This is a genomic window from Anaerotignum lactatifermentans, from assembly GCF_016902535.1.
GTDB classification, from domain to species: Bacteria; Bacillota; Clostridia; order Lachnospirales; family Anaerotignaceae; genus Anaerotignum; species Anaerotignum lactatifermentans_A.
In genome coordinates this window covers 85,951-108,293 of record NZ_JACSNY010000008.1, presented here as the reverse complement: position 1 = coordinate 108,293, position 22,343 = coordinate 85,951, and the positions used below count along the sequence as shown (strand labels likewise).

General features: G+C 48.2%; 23 protein-coding genes. 13 read left to right on the top strand and 10 right to left on the bottom strand.

The window, feature by feature from the left end; translation table 11 throughout:
* The first annotated feature begins 8 nt into the window (after positions 1–8).
* Together H9X84_RS08125 and H9X84_RS08120 are read left to right on the top strand one after the other, a co-directional pair.
* Positions 9–266: a hypothetical protein gene (locus H9X84_RS08125; protein ID WP_205133695.1), complete on the top strand. Its 258-nt coding sequence runs from the start codon at positions 9–11 to the stop codon at positions 264–266.
* Positions 259–507, top strand: a complete 249-nt coding sequence (locus H9X84_RS08120) for a hypothetical protein (RefSeq protein ID WP_205133696.1) — start codon at positions 259–261, stop codon at positions 505–507. Before H9X84_RS08125 ends, H9X84_RS08120 begins: the two co-directional genes overlap by 8 nt.
* Positions 508–683: 176 nt before the next feature.
* On the opposite strand, the gene H9X84_RS08115 is transcribed toward H9X84_RS08120, so the two are convergent.
* From H9X84_RS08115 to H9X84_RS08095, 5 genes are all read right to left on the bottom strand, one after another.
* Entirely contained in the window at positions 684–1,643 is a 960-nt protein-coding gene (locus H9X84_RS08115; protein ID WP_205133697.1) for a DUF3658 domain-containing protein, read from the bottom strand.
* Positions 1,640–2,677: an adenosine deaminase gene (gene add, locus H9X84_RS08110; RefSeq protein WP_205133698.1), complete on the bottom strand. Its 1,038-nt coding sequence runs from the start codon at positions 2,675–2,677 to the stop codon at positions 1,640–1,642. The genes H9X84_RS08115 and add overlap by 4 nt, the downstream gene beginning before the upstream one ends.
* A gap of 99 nt (positions 2,678–2,776) precedes the next feature.
* Positions 2,777–4,267, bottom strand: coding sequence for a DUF1846 domain-containing protein (locus H9X84_RS08105; protein WP_205133699.1), 1,491 nt, complete (start codon positions 4,265–4,267; stop codon positions 2,777–2,779).
* A gap of 145 nt (positions 4,268–4,412) precedes the next feature.
* The gene (locus tag H9X84_RS08100) at positions 4,413–5,144 is read right to left on the bottom strand and encodes a ComF family protein (protein ID WP_205133700.1); all 732 of its coding nucleotides are present in this window, start codon (positions 5,142–5,144) and stop codon (positions 4,413–4,415) included.
* Positions 5,141–7,387, bottom strand: coding sequence for an ATP-dependent RecD-like DNA helicase (locus H9X84_RS08095; RefSeq protein WP_205133701.1), 2,247 nt, complete (start codon positions 7,385–7,387; stop codon positions 5,141–5,143). The genes H9X84_RS08100 and H9X84_RS08095 overlap by 4 nt, the downstream gene beginning before the upstream one ends.
* A 166-nt stretch (positions 7,388–7,553) precedes the next feature.
* Here H9X84_RS08095 and H9X84_RS08090 point away from each other — a divergent pair, with 166 nt between their 5' ends.
* From H9X84_RS08090 to H9X84_RS08080, 3 genes are all read left to right on the top strand, one after another.
* A complete protein-coding gene (locus H9X84_RS08090) occupies positions 7,554–8,138 on the top strand; it encodes a TetR/AcrR family transcriptional regulator (RefSeq protein ID WP_205133702.1) in 585 nt (194 codons plus the stop codon).
* The gene (locus H9X84_RS08085) at positions 8,132–8,542 is read left to right on the top strand and encodes a hypothetical protein (RefSeq protein ID WP_205133703.1); all 411 of its coding nucleotides are present in this window, start codon (positions 8,132–8,134) and stop codon (positions 8,540–8,542) included. Before H9X84_RS08090 ends, H9X84_RS08085 begins: the two co-directional genes overlap by 7 nt.
* Positions 8,543–8,670: 128 nt before the next feature.
* Positions 8,671–8,808 (top strand): helix-turn-helix transcriptional regulator, encoded by a 138-nt coding sequence (locus H9X84_RS08080; protein WP_205133704.1) that lies wholly within the window; start codon positions 8,671–8,673, stop codon positions 8,806–8,808.
* Between the two features lie 122 nt (positions 8,809–8,930).
* On the opposite strand, the gene H9X84_RS08075 is transcribed toward H9X84_RS08080, so the two are convergent.
* The 5 genes from H9X84_RS08075 to H9X84_RS08055 all read right to left on the bottom strand — a co-directional run bounded on the left by H9X84_RS08075 (position 8,931) and on the right by H9X84_RS08055 (position 15,128).
* Positions 8,931–11,507, bottom strand: coding sequence for an ABC transporter permease (locus H9X84_RS08075; protein ID WP_205133705.1), 2,577 nt, complete (start codon positions 11,505–11,507; stop codon positions 8,931–8,933).
* Between the two features lie 13 nt (positions 11,508–11,520).
* On the bottom strand, positions 11,521–12,186 hold the full coding sequence (locus H9X84_RS08070) for an ABC transporter ATP-binding protein (RefSeq protein WP_077726935.1): 666 nt from the start codon (positions 12,184–12,186) through the stop codon (positions 11,521–11,523).
* A 122-nt stretch (positions 12,187–12,308) separates the two neighbouring features.
* On the bottom strand, positions 12,309–13,340 hold the full coding sequence (locus tag H9X84_RS08065) for a sensor histidine kinase (protein WP_055056215.1): 1,032 nt from the start codon (positions 13,338–13,340) through the stop codon (positions 12,309–12,311).
* A complete protein-coding gene (locus H9X84_RS08060; RefSeq protein WP_077726934.1) occupies positions 13,337–14,020 on the bottom strand; it encodes a response regulator transcription factor in 684 nt (227 codons plus the stop codon). Before H9X84_RS08060 ends, H9X84_RS08065 begins: the two co-directional genes overlap by 4 nt.
* Before the next feature lie 67 nt (positions 14,021–14,087).
* A complete protein-coding gene (locus tag H9X84_RS08055) occupies positions 14,088–15,128 on the bottom strand; it encodes a DUF6076 domain-containing protein (protein ID WP_205133706.1) in 1,041 nt (346 codons plus the stop codon).
* A gap of 302 nt (positions 15,129–15,430) precedes the next feature.
* On the opposite strand from H9X84_RS08055, the gene H9X84_RS08050 reads away from it, so the two are divergent.
* The 8 genes from H9X84_RS08050 to H9X84_RS08015 all read left to right on the top strand — a co-directional run bounded on the left by H9X84_RS08050 (position 15,431) and on the right by H9X84_RS08015 (position 22,284).
* Positions 15,431–15,661, top strand: coding sequence for a helix-turn-helix domain-containing protein (locus tag H9X84_RS08050; RefSeq protein WP_205133707.1), 231 nt, complete (start codon positions 15,431–15,433; stop codon positions 15,659–15,661).
* Positions 15,662–15,802: 141 nt separating this feature from the next.
* Entirely contained in the window at positions 15,803–16,006 is a 204-nt protein-coding gene (locus H9X84_RS08045) for a hypothetical protein (RefSeq protein WP_004614949.1), read from the top strand.
* 286 nt (positions 16,007–16,292) lie between these two features.
* Complete coding sequence (locus H9X84_RS08040) at positions 16,293–16,610, top strand: DUF3847 domain-containing protein (RefSeq protein ID WP_205133708.1); 318 nt, start codon at positions 16,293–16,295, stop codon at positions 16,608–16,610.
* 2 nt (positions 16,611–16,612) lie between these two features.
* Positions 16,613–18,085 carry a MobQ family relaxase gene (gene mobQ, locus H9X84_RS08035; RefSeq protein ID WP_205133794.1) on the top strand — a complete coding sequence of 491 codons (1,473 nt, stop codon included), beginning with the start codon at positions 16,613–16,615 and terminating at the stop codon, positions 18,083–18,085.
* A 47-nt stretch (positions 18,086–18,132) separates the two neighbouring features.
* Positions 18,133–18,873, top strand: coding sequence for a CHC2 zinc finger domain-containing protein (locus H9X84_RS08030; RefSeq protein ID WP_205133709.1), 741 nt, complete (start codon positions 18,133–18,135; stop codon positions 18,871–18,873).
* Positions 18,758–20,098 (top strand): virulence-associated E family protein, encoded by a 1,341-nt coding sequence (locus H9X84_RS08025; RefSeq protein WP_205133710.1) that lies wholly within the window; start codon positions 18,758–18,760, stop codon positions 20,096–20,098. The genes H9X84_RS08030 and H9X84_RS08025 overlap by 116 nt, the downstream gene beginning before the upstream one ends.
* Positions 20,099–20,368: 270 nt before the next feature.
* Positions 20,369–20,554 carry a hypothetical protein gene (locus H9X84_RS08020; RefSeq protein ID WP_004849804.1) on the top strand — a complete coding sequence of 62 codons (186 nt, stop codon included), beginning with the start codon at positions 20,369–20,371 and terminating at the stop codon, positions 20,552–20,554.
* A gap of 107 nt (positions 20,555–20,661) precedes the next feature.
* Positions 20,662–22,284, top strand: coding sequence for a recombinase family protein (locus H9X84_RS08015; protein WP_032508026.1), 1,623 nt, complete (start codon positions 20,662–20,664; stop codon positions 22,282–22,284).
* The last annotated feature ends 59 nt before the right edge of the window (positions 22,285–22,343 follow it).

Sequence of the window (22,343 nt, the reverse complement as noted above, 5' to 3'; positions counted from 1 at the left end):
GGAGCATTATGTTTACATCGTTCAACAGCGTTTCCGTCTGCACCGTGCATACTTTGGAGGAGCAGGCCCGTCTGCGTCGGCTGCTGGAGGAACACCAGCTGGAATACGACGTCAGCGTCAAAGACCCTAACGCCCTGCCCGGCTTCGCGCCTGTGGTGGACGCGGAACAGATGCTGAACCGGGAAATGCTCTATGAATTCTCTGTTTATAAAAAAGACGTGCGAAAGGCCGTCTCGCTTCTGGAAAAGGAGGGCTACTATGATTAACGTATTCAACAGAAAAGAGATCTGCATCACCTACGATATCAACGAACAGGCCCGTGTGCGGGATATCCTGAAAAACAACAGCATTGATTATGAAGTTGCCACCAAAAATCTGTCTTCCCCCTCTCCTCTGGGCGGAAGCCGCGACAGCACCTTCGGCGTAGATTTAAGCCGCTGCATCGAATACAAGATTTATGTGAAAAAAACAGATTATGACCTCGCTATGCACCTGATTCAAAAATAAAAAATTCTTTGTACGCTGATTCGGCGGATATTTGCAGGTATCTGCCAATCTGATCTTTTTGTCAAAAGCCCCTTTTTTCCGGGGATTCTGACAGACAAACAAAAATTAAAACGAGGCGTTTTACAGGCATAAAAACCTTGTAACGCCTCGTTTTTTCTGTTCCAAAACCCATTATGTCAGAAATTCTTTCGTTTCAGCAGCCTGTCGTAAGACCATTCTTCTTTTGCCGCAGGCAGTGCTTCCAATTCTCCTTTTTGTATCATATCTGTTATCCTGCGGGCGATCCAATCCATTTTAACACCACAGATTTTTTGCAAAACCGCAGCCGCCAGTGTTCCTTCCCCAAAAACTTCCTCCTGCGCCGCAATTTCTTTTTTGATAAAAACATCATAGAAATCCTCTGCCGTACTTTGCACTCTGCCATTGAGCACCACCCGCAAAGGCGCGTTTTCCGCCTGCAGTTCTTTCCATCTTCCGGCGCCATAGGCGACTACTGTCCCCGGCAATTCTTTTTGCAGATGCAGATACTGATGCCATTCTCCGGCGGAAACCTCTTTCCAGCCGCTGTATGCAGTTACCTCTTCCTTGCCGTCTTCCCATACCCATAAAGGAAGTTTTACCCCAAACACCTTTGTCGGAAATCCCCATGAAAAAACCTGTGCCAAAAACCACATAAAACCGCACATTTCCTCCGGCGCATCGCTGTACCAAATCCGCGCTGCCTCTCCTTTTGCCATTCTTTTTTGGATGACCTCCAGATTTTTACGGGCATTCTCAAAAATTTGTTCCGCTGTGGAAAGCGGTTCTCTTCCACATAAAAATCTGCTCTGTTTCTGCAATTCCCTGAAACGAGCATCATCTATGCCGTCTTTTTGAATATCTCCTATGTCAAAATCCAGCGGGAAAGCAAATACATCTTCTTTCTTTCCGCCCAAAGGCACTGCCCTTTCCCATCTTTCTTGTTCCTCTTTTTCCCATTCTTTCTGCATCCGGGCTATTTCTTCTTCCGAAACCTCCCCTCCGTCCTCTCTATGGTACATATAGGCGATAACTCCGCTCTGATAGGGACCTTTTCCATAGGTCTGGGCATTTCCCAAAGAAATAGCCGCACTGTTTTGAAATACAATTTCAATCAATCCACTTGCCTCCTTTCTTCTTCCAGACAGGCTCGCAGCTTTGCCGCCAGTTTTTCCTTCTCCTCCAAAGACTGGAAAGAAGCCTCCGCCGCGTAAAGATTCATCCGGATCAGGTCTTTTTCCGTAAATCCCATTTCTTTTACACAATGGTCATACTCCTTGTCCAGATCAATATCAGACAAAATCATATTATCCGTGTTGATGGTAATCCTCATCCCCAGATCAAAGAGTCTTTTTGCGGGGTGTGCCTCATAGGAGGGCTGACTCTGGCACTGGATATTGCTGGTAGGGCAGATTTCCAGTGTCACCCCTTCTTGGATGGCTCTTTGGCACAGCGCCGCATCCTCTATGACGCGATGGCCGTGGCCGATACGCTTCGTCCCAAAATCCAAAGCGTCTTTTACCGTTTCCGGCCCCTGACTATCCCCTGCGTGGCAGGTAAAAGGCACCCCCAGTTCCTTTGCCCGGTCGAAAATATAGGAAAATTTCTTTAAAGGCACAATGCCCTCGGCCCCGGCCAGATCAACGGCGGCAACGCCTTTGCCCAGATATTGAGCCGCCAGTTCCACCGTTTCCAGATTTTCTTTTTTATTGACCTCCGCCGTACCAATGCTCATGGCGCAAAGGAGGATATTGACACCGATACCGGGGCAGAGGGCCAGTCCTTCTTCTCTGCCTTTCAGCACAGCTTCCACGGCATCCCGCTGGCTCATTCCTTCTCTGGTATGCAGCTGCGGCGCGAAACGGATTTCCCCATAGGCCACCCCCTGACTGTGCAGCAGACAGATCAGTTCTTTGGTGACTCTCCTCAGCGCCGCCGGGTTTTGGAGCAGACGCAGGGGCAGCTCGAACCGCTCCAGATATTCGTTGACACTGCGGCAGTCCGCCGTCACAACGATAAATTTCCGAAAATCCTCTAAATTCTCCGCCGGCATCACAACACCCTGCTCCTTTGCCAGTTCCCATGCTGTTTCCGGCAGCATGGAGCCGTCCAGATGCAGATGCAGTTCTATTTTAGGAAATGTTCTTTTCATGGAGGTCCCTCCTTTTTTCTTTTCATTGTACCTGTCTTTTCCCCAAAAGAAAAGCGTCCGGGGAAATTTCTCCGAACGCTTCGTATCTTTCTCCGCGGCTTACGCTTTGCCGTGGAACAGTTTCTTTGTCTGGTATTTGGGCTCGCAGGTCAGGTTGACCCCCAGCTTGTTGAATACATTCTCATCTACCGCCGAAAGGATGACAGAGGAATGTACCTCACAGCATTTCAGCTTTTCCAGCTGCTGCATCGCCAGTTCCGCCTTTTCGTCTGTCGCCGCGCAGATACACAGGGCGATGAGGATTTCATCTGTGTGCAGTCTGGGGTTATGGTTCCCCAGATGGGATACCTTCAAATGCTGGATGGGCTCGATGATGGTAGGCGAAATCAGCTTCACATCATGCTCCAGATTGGCCAGCTTTTTCAGGGCGTTTAACAGCATAGCCGAGGACGCGCCCAGAAGGGAGCTGGTCTTGCCGGTGACAATGGTGCCGTCCGGCAGTTCGATGGCCGCCGCCGGTGCGCCGGTTTCTTCCGCGCGCTGGATAGCTGCCGCCGCCACAGGTCTGTCGCTGATGCCGGTACCTGCCTGCTTCATCAAAAGCTCCAGTTTATAGATGGCTTCCTCGCCGCCGTTGCCCTTTCTCTGTTCGCAGAGAGCCTTATAATACCGACGCACGATTTCGTTTTTGGAGGCCTCCTGCACCGCCTCGTCGTCAATGATGCAGTTGCCTACCATGTTAACACCCATATCCGTCGGGGATTTATAAGGAGATTCCCCATAAATCTTCTCGAACATGGCGTTCAGTACAGGGAATACCTCTACGTCTCTGTTATAGTTGACGGTGGTTTCACCATAGGCCTCCAGATGGAAGGGGTCGATCATATTCAGATCGTTCAGATCCGCCGTTGCCGCCTCGTAAGCCAGGTTTACGGGATGGCGCAAAGGCATGTTCCAGATGGGGAAGGTCTCGAATTTGGCATAGCCCGCCTGGATACCCCTCTTATTTTCATGGTACAGCTGGGAAAGACAGACCGCCATTTTGCCGCTGCCGGGACCGGGCGCTGTTACTACCACCAGAGAACGCTCTGTTTCCACATACTCATTTTTGCCAAAGCCCTCTTCGCTGACGATAAGGGGCACGTTGCTGGGATAGCCGGGGATCGTATAGTGGCGGTATACCCGAAGGCCCAGAGTTTCCAGCTTCTTCTGGTAAGCCAGCGCACTTTCCTGCCCGGCGAACTGGGTCAGCACCACACTGCCCACATACAGCCCATAGCCCCGGAAGGCGTCAATGAGCCGCAGGACGTCCATATCATAGGTAATGCCCAGATCGCCCCGGACTTTATTTTTCTCAATATCCCCCGCGTTGATGGCCAGAACGATCTCCACATCCTCCTTCAGCTGTACCAGCATTTTGATCTTGCTGTCGGGCTTGAAACCGGGCAGTACCCGGGAAGCGTGATAATCGTCAAAAAGCTTGCCGCCAAATTCCAGATACAGCTTGCCGCCAAACTGGCTAATGCGCTTTTTGATCCGTTCTGACTGCATTTTCAAATATTTGTCATTATCAAATCCTATCCGTACCATTGTTTTATCTCCCTAATCTTTCTTACCGATTCTCTCCATTACGGTACAAAATTATACTCTTTTTTTCTTTCGTTTACAAAGGAAAATGCAGATTTTTTTCAAAATCTGCTACTTTCATAAAATATGATTCTTTTTTCTCCTTTTTTTACACAGATTGAAAATCCTCTACCACCGACAGACAAAAAACACGGACCTCCGCCGCGCCTAAACGCAGCAGTACCCGGCTGCATTCCCGAAGGGTGCTGCCTGTGGTAAAAATATCGTCCACCAGCAGGATATGCCTGCCTTCCACCTGCGCTCCCGGTGCCAGCGCAAAGGCGTCTTTCAGATTTTCCCGCCGCTGGGCAGCGTTCAGACTGCTCTGGGGCCGGGTATGGATCACACGGCGAAGCAGATCCGGCACATAGACCATTCCCGTTTCCGCCGAAATCTTCCGGCAAAGCAGATCCGCCTGATTAAATCCTCTCTTCTTCCGCTTTCTGGGATGCAGCGGCACTGCCGCCATCATATCCGTCCATTCGATCCAATCCGGAAAGCGTTCCTTCAGATACCGTGCCATCAGTCCGCCCAGCTCCGCGCCGTCATAGCGGTAGCCCTGAAATTTAAAACAGGCGATGGGCTTACGCATCACCTCATAGGAAAAAGCCGCCGCGCCCCGGGAAAAGGGGAAATCCTCCAGCATGCACCGGTGGCAGGTGGCCTTTCCCGGAATGGTTCTGCCGCACTGGGCACACTGGTCTCCCGTCAGAAAGGGGATATGCGCCAGACATTTGGGGCAGAGCTTTTCGCCCCGCTCCTCCAACGCCAGCACTTCACCGCAGATCAGGCAGTGAGGCGGAAAGAAAAACTCGCGGATTATTTTCTTCCAGTCCTTCATTCTTCCGCCTCCCGCATAAAGTCATCCAGATTCTGTATCCGTTCCGTCAGACCCGTATACCGGCCCACCTCTCTGTCGTTGGCCACCATAGCGGAGATGGTCTCCGGCAGACCTACCAGCACCACCAGTTCTCTGGCTCTGGTAATGGCCGTATACAGCAGGTTCCTTGTCATCAGCATAGGCGGCCCGCTGTGTACCGGCAGAATCACCACCGGGTACTCACTGCCCTGAGATTTATGAATGGTAATGGCATAGGCCAGTTCCAGCTCCTCCAGCTGGGAAAAGTCGTAATCCACCACTTTCCCATCGTCAAAGACCACCCGCATGGTCTCGTTGACTTCGTCGATGGACTGTATCCTGCCTTCGTCGCCGTTGAAAATACCGGCGCCCTCATCGCATCGTTTCCCCATGGCGTTATAAACCCGCCATGCCATATTATAGTTGTTTTTGATCTGCATGACCTTGTCGCCTTCCCGGAAGACCATCTGGCGGAATTCCTTTTCCTTCCGGCCTTCCTGTGGCGGATTCAAAGCCTGCTGCAATACGCTGTTTAAATGCTGCACCCCCAGCAGTCCCTTGCGCATGGGTGTCAAGACCTGCATATCCTGCATACCGTCCCGCCCTGTAAATCCCGGCAGACGTTTTACGATCAGATCCCGGATGGCCGTCACCACGTCCTCCCCAAAGGTCCGCCGCAGGAAAAAGAAATCCGTTCCCTTTTCGTTGAGTACCGGTTCTTCTCCCCCATTGATACGGTGGGCGTTCATGATGATGGCGCTTTCCTGAGCCTGCCGGAAAATATGGGCCAGACGCACCACCGGCAGGCGTTGGCTGCGGATCATATCTTTTAAGACATTTCCCGGCCCCACAGATGGCAGCTGGTCCATATCCCCCACGAAAATCAGCCGGGTCCCCGGCGCCACCGCCCGCAGCAGAGACTGCATCAGCAGAAGATCCACCATGGAAGTCTCGTCAATGATGATGACGTCGGCCTCAATGGGATTTTCCTCATTCCGTTCAAAGGTCTGGCGGCGGCTGTCATCACTGAGGAAGGAAGTTTCCAACAGTCTGTGGATGGTCTGGGCCTCCACACCGGTGGCCTCTGTCATCCGTTTGGCCGCCCGTCCCGTAGGCGCCGCCAGCACTACCTCCACATCCTCTTTTTTCAGAATACGCAAAATGGTATTGATGGTGGTGGTCTTGCCGGTCCCCGGGCCGCCGGTAACAATGAGCACACCCCGGCTCATGGCCTCCTGCACGGCCGCCCGCTGTTCCTCCGCCAGAATCACCCCGGTCTGCTTTTCCACGGCGGCGATTTCTCTGGCCGTTTTTTCCATGCTTTGCTCTGTTCTTTCCCCGGAAAGCTCCAGCAGCCGCTTTGCCACCGCCATTTCCGCGTAAAAATAGAAATTCAGGTATACCGCTGTAACACCTCGCAGATTTTCCTGCCAGATTTCCCCGTCCACCTGCAACTCCCGAAGGGCGTTTTCCACAAAATCCGGATGCAGTCCCAGCAGCTGCCCCGCCTGCTCTGCCAGTTCCTCCTTGGGCAGATAGCAGTGTCCGTTGCCCGCCGCCTGATTCAGCACATATTTCACCGCCGCCTTTACCCGGTTGGGATCGTCGGCCTGTATTCCCGCCTCCGCCGCCATTTTATCCGCCATACGGAAGCCGATGCCCCAGATATCGTCAGCCAGCCGGTAGGGATTGGTTTTGACAATATCAAAGGTACGGGATTTGTATTTCTTATATATGCGCATGGCATAGGCCGGGGACACATCAAATCCCTGCAAAAAGATCATGGCCCGGCGCAGTTCATGCTGTTCCCGGAAAATCTGGGAAATCTGCAAGGCCTTTTCATAAGTCAGACCCCGGATCTCCGCCAGCTGCTCCGGCTTTTCCTCAATGACATAGAACGAAGCCTCGCCAAAGCGTTCCACAATCTTTTTGGCCGTTTTTGGCCCAATGCCTCGGATCAGCCCCGATGCCAGATATTTTTCCATGCCGCTTTTGGTGGTGGGCATGGATTTCTCGTAATACTGCACCTGTATCTGTCTGCCGTAAACAGGATGGATGGACCATTTGCCACCGATCTCCAGGGTCTCCCCCGTATGAATCTGCGGCACGATGCCCACGCAGGTGACTTCGTCATCCTCTGTGGTCAAAGAAAACACGGTATAGCCGTTTTCCTTATTTTCATAAATAATACTTTCCACCTCGCCGGTAATTCTGATCTCTTCCATGGTCCCCCTCCTTTCTTTTTGCAAAAGATACCATAAAAAGAAGTATACCATAAAATCACAGGAAAAAGAACCCTTGTTCGTATTTCTCCCTGCTCTTTTTTCTTGACAAATCCCGGAAATCCTTTAAAATGAACATTGTTCAATTTCATTGGAAAGGAGGATGCCCATGCATCCCAAAACCACCTCAAAAGAACATATTCTGGCCGCCGCCAGAGAACTGGCCCATGCCCAAGGGCTGGCGGCTCTGCAAATACGGGCCGTCGCCGCTCAGGCCGGTATCTCCGTCGGCTCCGTCTATCAGTATTTTCCCCACAAAGCTGACCTGCTGGCCGCTGTTGTGGCCTCTGTCTGGCAGGAAATCTTCCACGGCGGACTGCAAACCCCGACAGAAAGAGATTTCTGCCGGTTTCTGGAGGATTTGTTCCGGAAATTAAAAGAAGGGGCTAAACAATATTCCGGATTTTTCCAGACCCATAGGGAGATCTTTTCCGGAAACGACAAGGACGCCGCCCTGCAGCAGCGGCAGCAGATCTATGACCACATCCGGCAAAGCCTTCTGGGGATGCTGGAGAAAGACCCTCTCATTTCCTCCGCCGCTTTTTCCCATGGCCTGACAAAAGAAGAACTGGCGGCATTTTCCTTCCGCAGCCTTCTTCTGCTGCTCTCGGAAGACGCCCGGGACTGCCATGTGCTCACCGTTCTTCTCCGGCGTGCCCTCTATCCACCAAAGGCAGGTGAGGACCTGTGGTAAAAAAACAGACCCTCTTCCTGCTGGCGGGCATCGTCTGGAGCATTGCCGGATTTAATGTCCTGCGGCTGGGTGTTCTGGCCTATGCCTCTTTGGTAACGCCCCTGCGGCTGGCTCTGTCGGCGTTGATTTTTGTCCTCTTTCAGGCAGGTGTCTTCGGCCGGCTGGTAAAAAAGCATACGGTCCGCATCCTTTCTTCCCCAAAAGAACGGTTCTTCTTCTGGGAATTTTTCGACAGACGTTCCTTCTGCATCATGGCCTTCATGATTGCCATGGGGATCTCCCTGCGGGCCTTTCATCTGGTACCGGAGGTCTTTATCGCCGTATTTTACAGTGGTCTGGGCGCATCCCTGTTTCTGGCGGGGCTTTTGTTCTTCCGGCAGTTTTTTGTGGTATTCCGATCATAGAAACCTATTCCCGCCATAGATCAAAAACCATTCTAAAAAGCTGCTGCTTCCAATATTGCCGCCCTCTACGAAGCGTAGATTGACGGCGGCCGAAACCATGCTATCATAGGAACAGGAGGTGAAATCCCATGGACACCAACATGACCGGGCAGCTGCTGCGCCGCCTGCGGCTGGAAAAGGGCCTGACCCAGAAAGAAAGTGCCGATCTGCTCCAGATTAGCCCGAAAACCGTTTCCAAATGGGAGCGGGGAGTTTCCCATAGTTAAAGATACCACACCCAATATCACAAACTCACGCTTAAACAATATTCCTTAGTCAACCACATACAATAGCAAATACAAAAAAGCTGGAAGCAGACTTGATTTTGCTTCCAGCTTTTCTATATTATTTAGTTTTGATGAAGCCGTTCTATTATACTTGTTTTTGCGATCTTTCGATATATGATTGCCGGAATAATAACCGTTAGCGCAATCAAAAATGGATAGATAACAAACATAGGGAAAATAACAAATTTATAAGTGAAAAACCAAATGCTATTTGAAATTGCTCTTACAATGATAACCGATACCAGAGAACCAAATACGATTGACGCAACAACTGTTCCCGCAGCATAGTATAAGCCCTCAAATGATAGCATTTTCTTTAGCTGCTTTCCTGTCATACCAATACTTTGAAGCATAGCAAGTTCTTTTCTGCGTGTAATAATACTGGTAAGAACAGAGTTTACAAAATTTGTAATCCCTATTAAGCCAATGATAATGCTTAACGCTCCCCCTATGGTAATAATCAGAGAGGTTAAATCATTAAAGGAATTGATATACGTTTGTTTAGAGTCGTAATTCATACTCGGCTCAATGTCCTCAACATAGCTGCTCAAAAATTCCTCCATATCAGCTTCCATACCGTCAACTACATTGAATGGGAAGCTAACCAAATGAGGTTGCTCGCAAAGAGGTAAGAAAACATCCGTCGGCATATAGAACTTTGCAAATCCGGTACTTCTTATCGTATCGGTGTTTTCATTGATTAGCACCTTTGCCATAACCTTGCAGTCAAAGCTATTATCTATACTACTGGAAAGTCCGTTCATTTGTACATGATTGAAGTGAAGTGTATCGCCAACATGAATACTAGGGTCATCAATAATGTTTCCATTGTCATCAGCGGTCAGGGCATACAGTACATAGTTCCCGGATTTTAATGCTTCCCAATCAATCGTTCCCTCTATAACATCCATTGAGTTCAGTAAAAAATCATCTGCTCCATATAATTGAACCAAAGGATTTCCCTCAGCGTCTTTGTTATAATTTGAGGTAACTCCATTCTCGACAGAAAATGCTTCTTCCAAAATCTTTGTAGTATATAACTCGCCACCCTCATCAAATGCCGGATTTTGCTTAACTGCTTCAATAAAAGAAGTGGAAAGGTCATTTTTGCTGTCGCTATTTCCAAACTTAAAATTGAAGTAATCCGCAGTAGAGATGATGAAATCCTTGTTTACAAATTTCTCTACATATTTTTCCACATCAAAGCCGCTTGCAAGTGTGAATACAGTGTTGAACAATACCAAACTCAAAGTCATAGAAATAATAACCAAAATTGTACGTTTCTTGTTCCGACCAAGATTTGATAATGCCATGCGATGAATTTTGGCTCCATGTATAGACTTTTTATTAGACGTCTTTTTGCCTTGAAATGCTGTTGCGTCATTTTCGGTATAGCGGATTGCTTCAATAGGCGATACTGAACCTGCTATTTTGGCAGGCTTATTTACGCTAATAATCACTGTAACAAGTGCAAATAAAGCAGCTCCGATAAAAATAATTGGATTAGCTGTTACTTTTACTCCTGCATCCGAAGCATAAACTGTGCCGTTCATTAAAAATGGTACTAATGCTCGTCCAACAAAGAAGCCAATTAGCAAGCCGAATGGAATACCGATAAAGGAAAGTAACATAGCCTGTTTGCTGATAAGTTTCTTTATTTGTCGTTTTGTTGTGCCTAAAGTTTTAAGCTGTCCGTAGGATTGAATATCTTGAATGACAGAGATTTGGAAAATATTATATATAATCAAATACCCTGTTATCATAATTAAAAGTATGCCAACAATCCCCGAAATCAATAAAGCTGGATTTTCTAAAAAGTTACTGCCTTGATATGCAGGACTAACACGAGCGATCACATAATTGTCATCTGATGGACTTCCGCCCATAGTATCACAAGTATAGCCCGTTTCAGCAAGAAGCTGATGTAATTTTGATTCGATAGCTCCGTTTCCCTGAAACATAACATAAGCGGCGACTACGCCGGAATAGTCATTATCTTCGGGATAGGTGTATGTTAAAAGTTCAGAATTATTGTCAACAAAGGCTTTAGAAACAATAAGTCGTCCAATATTACTTAGGCTGTCTGTTTCCCAAAATCCGCATAGTACAAAATCCTTTGAATATGAAATTCCTTTAATTTGATAGTCCAAAGTTACGGTTGCTCCGATTTCAGCAGGAATACCAAGTGCATCCAGCGTTTTGGTATCAGCCATAATTTCATTCTCTGCTTCAGGACGGTGTCCCGTTGTTGGCTCATACCGTGCAAACTTCAAAGCAGTATCGTCCATAAACCACATATCAGCACGCCATTTTTCCAGTCCGGGATTATTGATATGATAAGACACTGCCTTTGTATAGGCAATCTGTTCAATCATCTCATTGCCTTTTATATTATCAAAAACCTCATCGCTTATATAATTCAAAACCGCTTGACCGTCGCCACCTTGTTTTCTGATATTTTGGTCGTGAACGGTATCTATCAAACCAGAGCCTAATGTAAAAATGGTTGTAAAGAGTATAGTAGTTAGAGCGATTGCAATAATTGCAATGATATTTCTACTCTTTCCTGCTTTGAAATAACGGTTGGATAATTTTTTGATAACAGGGCGATTGCTATTTCCAAATAAAATATCATTCATAGTTTTTGCCCCCTTATTCTACAATTTTCCCGTCCTCAATGCGGACAATACGGTCTGCAAGCTGGGCGATCTCGCTATTGTGGGTAATCATCACAATCGTTTGATGAAATTTCTGGCTTGTTACTTTCAACAGTCCCAATACATCGCTGCTTGTTTTACTGTCAAGATTGCCCGTTGGTTCATCGGCTAATATAATGGCAGGCTTTGAGACAAGGGCGCGAGCAATCGCTACACGCTGTTGCTGACCGCCGGATAAGTTGTTCGGCATATTTTGCAGCTTATCGCCGAGTGCCAGCATTTGCACAACTTCGTCCATGAAATTTTTATCTACTGTATCGCCATCCAATTCTACGGGCAAAACAATGTTTTCATATACATTGAGAACGGGAACAAGGTTATAGTTCTGGAAAATAAAACCGATATTGCGTCTGCGGAAAATCGTAAGCTGTTCATCGTTCAGCCCTGACAAATCTTTTCCTTTGACCTTTACATTACCGGAAGTGGGAACATCCAAGCCCCCCATCATATTGAGCAATGTGGATTTTCCGCTGCCGGAAGTTCCCACAATGGCAACAAATTCTCCCTGTTCGACAGTGAGAGTTACACCATCCAGAGCTTTTGTGATATTCGGCTCGGTGCCATAGTATTTTTTCAAGTTTTTTGTTTCTAAAATGCTCATAGAGAACACCATCCTTTCTTGTGATGGCTTCATTATAAATGGCAATCCTCACAGAAATGTCACAGCCGACATAATAAATTGCCCTGAAATGTCACAATTCTGTGACATTTCAAAAAAACAGGTTATTCATGGGGAAGAAAAACGGAGAATGTTGAGCCTGTTCCTACTTGAGAAGTTACTTGTATATAACCGTTCTGTAAGCTAATAATTTCCCTTGCGAGATACAGCCCAATGCCGATTCCCTCTATATCGTGGACATTTTCTTCCCGATAAAAACGCCTAAAAATTGCTCCTTGCTGGTTTTCGGGAATACCTTTGCCGGTATCGGTAATGCTGACTTTCAGGTGCATTTCCCAGCTTTCAACGCAAACACGAATAGAACCGTACTCCGGCGTGTACTTAACTGCATTATCCAATATGTTAAATAAGGCTTCTGCTGTCCATTTGCGGTCATGGGAAACAACCAATGTTTCCGGGCAGTTTACTTCAACTTGTATGTGCTTCCTTTCAGCGTTCAGAAAGATACCACCCAGAGCCATAGCAAGAGTATCATAGATGGGTTGCTGTTTCTTTTCAAGTGAGATAACACCCGTTTCAAGCCGGGATGTTTTTATCATAGCCTGCATTAAGAAATCCAGTTTATCAAGCTGTGTGCCACTGGCAAGCAGAAATTCCCGCTGTTTATCCGATGGCACTTCTTGTTCTAATAAGGTGGCATTTACCATTTTTAAGTTTGCTATCGGTGTCTTTACCTGATGAGAAATATCGGAAATCAATTCCTGTAAGTCAGCTCGTTCACTGGCAACGCTGTTTTTGCTTTCCTGCATAACCTCATAAAGACGCACCAGCCGATGATTGATTTTGTAAAATAGGTTTTCTTCTTCGGCAACCTGTGATATATCTATTTTTCCATTCATCATTTCGTCTAAGGTGCAGCAAAGTATTTCAGAAAACAAAGTCAGCTTTCGCCGTATCAGTATCACAAAAACAGTAACACAAAGCAGAAAAAGCAGACAGAACGCCATGCTACAAAATACCACAGACATTTCTTTTGTCAGGATATATAGAACCGAAAACATGACCACGGATAAAAGTAAAATGGTAGTTGCCAGTATTATGCAGACTTTATTTAAGGAGAGTTTTTTTGAAATCATTTTTGCGCTCCTCCAATCCACATATAGCCCATACCGTAAACGGTTTTGATGTAGGAATGCCGGTTCGTTTCAATTTTACTGCGGATGCGGCTGATCGTTGTGGTAAGTGCGTGTTCATCCACATAATTTTCATCTGCATCCCACAGCTTTTCAAGCAATACCTGCCGGGTCAGGACAGTTTGAGAATTTCTTGTCAGCACTTTTAGTAAACGATATTCCAATGATGTAAGGGTAATCGGCTGTCCTGCAAGACACGCTGATAATTCGGAAAAATTGATATACAAATTCCCATCATCGTAGAAATCTCCGCCGGATTGTGCTGAAATGCGGTTCAGTAAAGCAGATACTTTCTTTTGGAACACGCTGATAGGAAAGGGCTTTGTTACATAATCATCTGCGCCCAATTCAAATCCTTTCAGCATATCGCTTTCCATATCATTTGCGGTTAGAAAAATCACGGCGGTATCGGGACGGCGTTCTTTTACCTCGCGGCATATATCAAATCCGTTCCCATCCGGCAGATTGACATCCAAAACGATTAAATCATAGTCCTGTTTTTCAAGAAATCTTATGGCAACAGCCTTTGACATAGCTCCATCCACGGAATATCCGACAGCCGACAGATTATAGCTTAATGTCTTATTCAAAAGCTGGTCATCTTCAACAACCAGTATTCGCATAGTATCACATCCTTTTTCTTTTTATAGTATCAGCAAAATGTCACAGAAACCTCACAACGAGAAAAAATTAGTATTCAGTCAGTTCCACAATTACATTACTCTGCTGATACAGCCAGTCCGTAAATTCTTTCGGGCTGGCTGTTCCTGTTTTTACAGCCTTTTTTCTCTGCAATGCTTCTTTCTTAAAGTCTGCAAAGGCAGCCTGTATTTTTTCCAGACGGTCAGCCGGAAAGCCTGCGGTATTTTTTACCCGGTTTATTTTATTGCGCCAGTTCTGGCATTCATTTTTATAAAGCAGGTCATAGTTATTTTCTCTTGCCCTTTCGTCAAATTCCCGCTTGTTTTGAAGCGCCTGTGCTTTGCGGCACTTGTCGCTGCACAGCTCATACCGCTGGCTCTTTGCCAGAAAATATTTCCCACAGACCTTGCACTGCCGGAAGCAAAGCCCCCAGTCATTCAGCCTGTTCAGATAATAGGTAATCAACGGGTAGAGGGACGCATAGGCAGACACACATTCTTCTGTGTGCCGGTTGTCCGGGAACCAGAGGTCAAGCCGGGTATCTTCTGACGGTGCGCCTTTGAAATAAAGGCTGCCCGCTTGAAAATGTTTCGGTTTTCCTGTCTCCCTGTCAAAGCTCATGGGTTCGTTATGGAATACCCCGGTCAGGCTGCTCATTTTATCCATGAAGCGGTCACAGGCAGCGTTACGGTCACGGGGTTCTCTGGCAAGCAGATAGCTGTTCCAGATACGGAACGCCACATACATTTTCAGAGGGTCGTTGCTAAGATATTTCTCCCAAAGAAATTCGCTTGCCGCCTGCTCCAGCTCCGGCTGTTTCCATCGGTTGGAGTGGAGGGCTTGCCGCAGTGGAGAAAGCCCGTATAAGTTCCAGTCCCTGTCCGTGTCACGCTCAAAGTTTATCAAAAAAGTTCCCAGCGGGCGTGTCATATCACAAAGCACCTCTGCGTTTTGGCTCCCGTTCAGCAGGAAGCGGATCTGCTGTTCTTCCCCAATCAAAATCCGCTCTTTCATTTTCTTCCTGTCCAGCGTCAGGACAAACAAAATCCTCTCAAAACATGGCTCATGCCGTATAAACTGATTCTCCATCCCTATCCCCTGCCTTTGTTTATGGTAATTATATAATTTAGTTATATCCATTACACTCATGGTATCGCAAAAGCATTGCTTTGTCAAGGATAGTCCGCTATGATGATTGCAGTTGGTAATTTCGTGCCACAAAGTACCTTGACAAGTGAATGACCGTCCAAAAGGGATATGACCGGCAGGAGAAGTGACGCATCCGGCGCACCAATGCAGGGAAACACCGCAGGAATGGGGCAGGAAAACGGCTTTTGGGGAGAACGGCAGCAGGAAGCATTTTAACCTATTTGATTTATGGGAGGAACAGAATGAACGATAAAAAGAGATTGAACAGCTACGAGGATTTACCGCTGGTTCTGGATGTGGCGGACATCCAGCGGATTATGGGAATTTCAAGAGCGAGCGCCTATGAGCTGGTACACACCCCCGGCTTTCCGGCGTTCCGCAGGGGCAGGCTTATCAAAGTCAGCAAAATTGCTTTCTTTGAATGGATGGCAAAAGTCTCCGAAACCGTACCGAGAAGCGACAAAAAAGCGTGAGGTATCATTCCCTGACTTGCAATACTGCCGCACTTTCCAAAGGGGCATACAGAGGGAAAAAACCTTAAAAATGATACCGAAACGCTACACCAAAACAGCCTATCTGCGTACATCAGATAGAAACGGAGAAAGGAGCCGGTTATGGCAAGAATGAGCAACAAGCGACGGCTGGAATGGTCTTTCTTCTTAAATGACCGCAGCCGTATCACTTACAACGAACTGTGCCGGAAATGCCAGCACGAATGTAAACAGAGCTTCCGGGCGGTTGTGGTTGACTGCCCGAAGTATCTTTCCAAGCGTTCCAAGAAAAAGGACAAAACTGCCGGAAACGGCAAAATCCCTTAGGAACTAAGGGCGCACTTCTATACATAGTCTAAAGACCATGTATCGTGCGTCCTGCGGAGCTTACCTCTGCCGCTGATAAAATCAGCAATCCGAGGTCTGCGTTCGCTTCGCTCCGACAAGGTGGCTACACCCCCTTGCGCCGCTAAAGCGGCTATCCCCTGTGTACCCGCCGCAAAGAGAAATCCGCTCTGCGGTTTTCCTTTTTCATCGGGTTTTATAGAAGCACTGACACACAGACTGTCTGCGGATGGTCTTTCTTTATCTTATCAGTAAAGGATGTGAGAACATGGAAAAATCTTTGGAACAGTTAAAGCAGGAATATGAAAAAACCACTGTCCTGCTGGAACGGGAAAAACGGAAAATGCAGCGTTTGAAAAACCGGCAGGCGTATCTGGAAAGCGGTTCCCGGAAACAGAGGACGCACCGGCTGATTACTCACGGGGCAGCCATTGAGAGCATTGCGCCGCAGACAAAGGAGCTGACCGAAACGGAATTTTATTCCCTAATGGAAAGCATTTTGAATCTGCCACAGGCGGAGCATTTCATCCGATTTGCCGCAGAGAACCACGCCCGTATTTCCGGGCAGAAGAAAGGCGGTGACTAAGGATAGCACTTTATCATTTTTCAATCGCACAGATAAAGCGTAGCGCCGGTCAGAGTGCCATTGCCAGCGCAGCCTACCGAGCTGGGGAGCGTCTTTACAGTAACTACTATGGAGAGGTCAGCGACTACACAAAAAAGGGCGGCGTGATCGCTTCGGAAATCATGCTGCCGCCCCATGCACCGGAAGTATATCTTGACCGGGCAACCCTCTGGAATGCTGTGGAGAGCTGCGAGAAACATCCCAAAGCCCAGCTTGCCTATTCCTTTGATATTGCCATGCAGAATGAATTGACGCTGGAAGAAAACATGGAGCTGGCGAGGAAGTTCGTGCAGGAGCAGTTTGTGGCAAAAGGCATGATTGCTGACCTCGCTTTTCACAGCCCGGAGAAAGAGGACGGCGGTATCCCAAACCCGCATTTCCATGTGATGACAACAATGCGCCCTTTGAACCCGGATGGCACATGGGGACAAAAACAGCGGCGGGAATATCTTCTTGATGAAGATGGAAACCGAATCCGGGATAAAAACGGCGATTATATGTTTAACGCTGTCCATACAACAGACTGGCATGAGCCGGAAACGCTGGAACACTGGCGGGAGCAGTGGGCGGCTGCCATTAATACAAAATTTGAGGAAAAAGGGCTGGATGTGCGTATCGACCACCGTTCCTATGTGCGGCAGGGGCTTGACCTGATACCTACTGTCCACGAGGGAGCTAATGTCCGGCAGATGGAAGCAAAGGGCATCCGCACCGAGAAAGGGGAACTGAACCGCTGGATTAAAGCCACCAACCGGCTCATGCAGGATGTGAGGAAGAAGATCAAAGCCCTGTTTGTCTGGATGGCAGAGGTAAAAGAAGAACTTTCCAAACCGCAGACACCGAGCCTTGCCGACCTGCTGATCGCTTATTACAACCAGCGCAACGCAGGGGCATGGAGCAATAAAGCCAGAACCGGAAACTTAAAGCAGTTTGCCGAAGCCGTCAATTATCTGACGGAAAACAAGCTGCTCACATTAGAGGATTTGCAGGAGCGTCTTTCCTCTGTCAGTGAAGAATTTGAAGCATTAAGCGGCTCCATGAAAAAGAAATCTGCCCGGATAAAGGAATTGCAGGAATTGATACGGGAGGGCGAGAATTACCAGCGGCTAAAACCTGTCCATACGGAATTGAACAATATCAAGTTTAAGAAACAGAGGGAGAAATTTGAAACATCCCACGATGCGGAGTTACGGCTGTTTTATGCCGCCCGCCGTATTCTGAAAGAAAAACTGGACGGAAAACCCATTGCCCTGAAAGCATGGAAACAGGAATATGCACAGTTAAAAACAGAGTATGCCGAACTGTCTCCGCAGCACAAGCCACTCCGGGAGGAAGTCATACGGCTGCGGCAGGTGCAGAACGCCGTAGATACCGCACTGCGCCGGAGGGAGCAGCCACAGGAAGTACAGAGAAAGAAACATGAGATGGAGCTATGATATAACCGGCAGCTTTACCGCTACCGGTATTTTTATGGAGGGAGCATTTGAATGTATTTGAAGCGGTGAAACAGTCTGTTACCACCCGGCAGGCTGCTTCATTCTATGGAATCCGGGTGGGGAGAAATGGCATGGTCTGCTGTCCATTCCACAATGACCGCACGCCCAGCATGAAAGTGGACAGCCGCTTTTACTGCTTCGGTTGCGGGGCTTCCGGGGATGTGATCGACTTTGCCGCTTTGCTGTATGGATTGGGGAAACGGGAAGCTGCGGTCAGGCTTGCGGAGGACTTCGGCGTTTCCTATGAGAAATCCGGCAATGCGTCGCCAGATAAGAAGCGTCACAACAGGTCACAGCCCCGACAAAAATCAGCGGAGCAGAGATTTCAGGAAACGGAACGGTATTGTTTACGGATGCTATGCGATTATCTGCGCCTGCTGGAGCATTGGAAAACAGCACACGCCCCACAGCCGCAGGATGCCATCTGGCATCCTCTTTTTGTGGAAGCGTTGCAGAGGATAAGCTACACAGAATACCTTTTGGATATTTTGTTATACGGAGAAATAGAAGAAAAAGCGGCATTGATCGCCGCACAGGGAAAGGAGGTGTTGCGGCTTGAACAGCGAATTTCAGAGCTTGCCGCCGGAAACGCAGGAAGCGGTCAAAAGGACGATGGACACAATGGAACCGGCGCAGACACCGGCAGAAATCCGGGAAACATTAGAGGGGACGCAGAAAGGCGGCGTGAAGAACAGCATCCGAAACTGCCTGACAGTGTTCCAGCGTGACCCTCTGTTTCTCGGGGCGCTGCGCCTGAACCTTTTGACGGAGCAGATTGACATTGTGAAGCCGCTGGGCTGGGAGCGCACCAGTACCACGCTGACCGACATGGACATGAACTACCTGCTTTTGTATCTGGAAGAAAATTACGGGCTTACCAGCGAGAAAAAGGTGCAGAGCGCCATCAAGATTGTTGCCAATGAAAACCGCTACCATCCAGTCAGGGATTACCTGAACAGTCTGCAATGGGACGGTACAGAGCGCATCCGTTACGCCCTGCATCACTTTCTGGGAGCCGATACGGACGAATACACCTATGAAGCCTTGAAACTGTTCCTGATGGGAGCCATCCGGCGGGTATTCAGACCGGGGAGCAAGTTTGAGGTCATGCTCTGTCTGGTTGGTGGTCAGGGAGCCGGGAAATCTACCTTTTTCCGGCTGCTGGCAGGCAGGGACGAATGGTTTTCAGACGATTTGAAGAAGCTGGACGATGAAAATGTGTACCGCAAGCTGCAAGGGCATTGGATTATCGAGATGTCGGAGATGATTGCCACAGCCAACGCCAAGAGTATTGAGGAAATCAAGTCATTCTTAAGCCGCCAGAAAGAAACCTACAAGGTGCCGTATGAGACACACCCGGCAGACCGGCTGCGGCAATGTGTATTCGGAGGGACGACCAACCGGCAGGACTTTTTACCCCGTGACCGCACCGGCAACCGGCGCTTTCTCCCCGTGACGGTGTACCCGGAACGGGCGGAGGTTCACATACTGGATGATGAAGCGGCGGCGAGGGCGTATATCGAACAGATGTGGGCGGAAGCCATGACGGTTTACCGCAGTGGGAAGTATAAGCTGTCATTCAGTATGGAAATGAACCGATACCTGAACGCCCACCAGCAGGACTTTATGCAGGAAGACACACAAGCTAGCATGATCTACGCCTATTTGGAGGACTACACCGGCGACAGGGTATGCTCCAAGCAGCTTTATGAGGAAGCACTGGGGAACTTAAATTCCCCGGCAGACTGGGAGACACGGGCAATTTGCGAGATTATGAATACCGGCATTGCGGGCGGCATCATACAGGGCTGGGTAGCCTACAAAAGCCCGAAGCGGTATAAGAAATACGGTTCTCAAAAAGGCTGGGAGCGTGTCAACCAAGCTCCGCCGGAGGGGGACGGTTTTCAGGAAATCACGGAAGAAGAAGCCCGGCAAATGGAACTGCCATTCTGAAAAGCCACCGGTTGACAGTTTGGTTGACGCTTTGGTTGACAGCCGGTTGACGGGGAAAAGCCTGATATTTGGGGCATTTCTCTCCTTTGTCAACCATGTCAACCAAGAAATCAAAGAAAAAGTAAAAAATAATAATAGAGCGCCTATGGATTGTTTTCAAAGTCTTTTCTGCCGGTTGACACGGTTTGGTTGACACGGAGACAGTCTGCGGCTGTACACCTGCCTGACATTCCCTTGTCGGGCATATTTCATTTATGGAGGTAACTGCCTATGGCAAAAAGCAAAAACGAGAGCAATAACAAAAACAGCGGCACCCTGCTTACCGAAAAAGACGGCACCCAGTATTTTGTCATGGGGAAAGTCCGTATCAAGGTATCGGAGCATTTCGCACAGGATGGGAAGCCGCTTGACAGCCTGCTGGAAGATGTGATCCAGCACGCTGCCGCCGCTTCCTGAAAAAATACGGAATAACGACTGTCAATCAGCCCACGCTTATGATATACTTGTACCAGCGAGTATTGTATAAGCGTGGGTTGTTTCTTTTAGAAGGAGGATTTTTAACCGTGAAACAACCATACAATACAACGATTTATAACACTGCACTATATTTGAGATTGAGCCGTGACGATGAATTACAGGGGGAAAGCGGCAGTATCCAGACCCAGCGCATGATGCTTAGGCAGTATGCCGCAGAGCATGGGCTGACCGTTGTAGACGAGTATATTGACGACGGATGGAGCGGGACAAATTTCGAGCGTCCAAGTTTCCAAAGGATGATTGATGACATCGAGGACGGGAAAATCAACTGCGTTGTCACAAAGGACTTATCCCGTCTGGGAAGAAACTATATCCTGACCGGTCAGTACACGGAAATCTATTTCCCCAGCAAGGGAGTACGCTACATTGCCATCAATGACAATGTGGACACCATCAACGGAGAAAGCGAGCTTGCCCCGTTCTTAAACATCCTGAATGAAATGCACGCCCGACAGACCAGCAAAAAGGTCAAGGCTGCCATGCACACAAGATTTGCCAATGGCGCACACTATGGAGCCTATGCACCGCTGGGCTATGTAAAAGACCCGGACAAAAAAGGTCATCTTCTGATCGACCCGGAAACACGCTGGATTGTAGAGAAGATTTTTGACCTTGCCGTACACGGGAGGGGTGCCGCCAGCATTACACGGATTCTGGTGGAAGAAAAAGTACCTACCCCCGGCTGGCTGAACTATGAAAGATATGGGACTTTCGCCAATATCTACGCCGGTGCGCCCGCAGAAAAAGCCTATGCGTGGACGATAGCACAGGTCAAGAGCATTTTGAAAGAGGAAACCTACATCGGTCACAGCGTTCACAACAAGCAGAGCAACATTTCATTCAAGAACAAGAAAAAGGTGCGGAAGCCGCAGGAAGAATGGTATCGTGTGGAAAATACCCACGAAGCCATCATTTCCGAAGAAGTGTTCCAAAAAGTTCAGGAGCTGATTGCAAGCAGACGCAGACGACAGAAGAATGGCACAACGCAGATATTTTCCGGGCTGGTAAAATGTGCGGACTGCGGATGGTCATTGGCTTATGGTGTAAACAGCCAGAACAAAAATCCCTATGCACACTACCATTGCAGTAAGTACGGACAGGGATTACGCCAGTGTTCCATGCACTATATCCGCTATGATGTACTGTATGCCTATGTGCTTGCAAGACTGCAATACTGGTCTATGATGGTACAGAAAGACGAGGACAAGCTGCTGAAACGGCTACTCAATGCCAGCGACAGGGAAAGAAACTCTGCGAAGAAAAAGCAGGCTGCGGAGCTGAAAAAGGCAGAGAAGCGTAAAGCCGAGGTTGACGGGCTGTTTGCTAAAATGTATGAGGACTGGTCTGCCGGACGCATAACCGAGTATAACTTCAATATGCTGTCCGAGAAGTACCAGAACGAGCAAAAGGAACTTGAAACAAAAATAAGACAGCTTCACGAAACGATGGAAGCCGCCGTACAGACCGCAGCGGATGCTGAAAAGTGGATTGCCCTAATGAAACAGTATGTCAACCCTGTGGAGCTGACCGCCGAACTTCTGAACACTCTAATTGAAAAAATAACCGTCCACGAAGCTGTCAAGGGCGAGGACGGAAGTCGTGAGCAGGAAGTAGAAATCTACTACCGCTTCATCGGCAAAATCGACTGACCTTTCTTTTTTACCCAACAATATCTTTAATTAAGGGAAACGGGACTGGGATGCCCCGA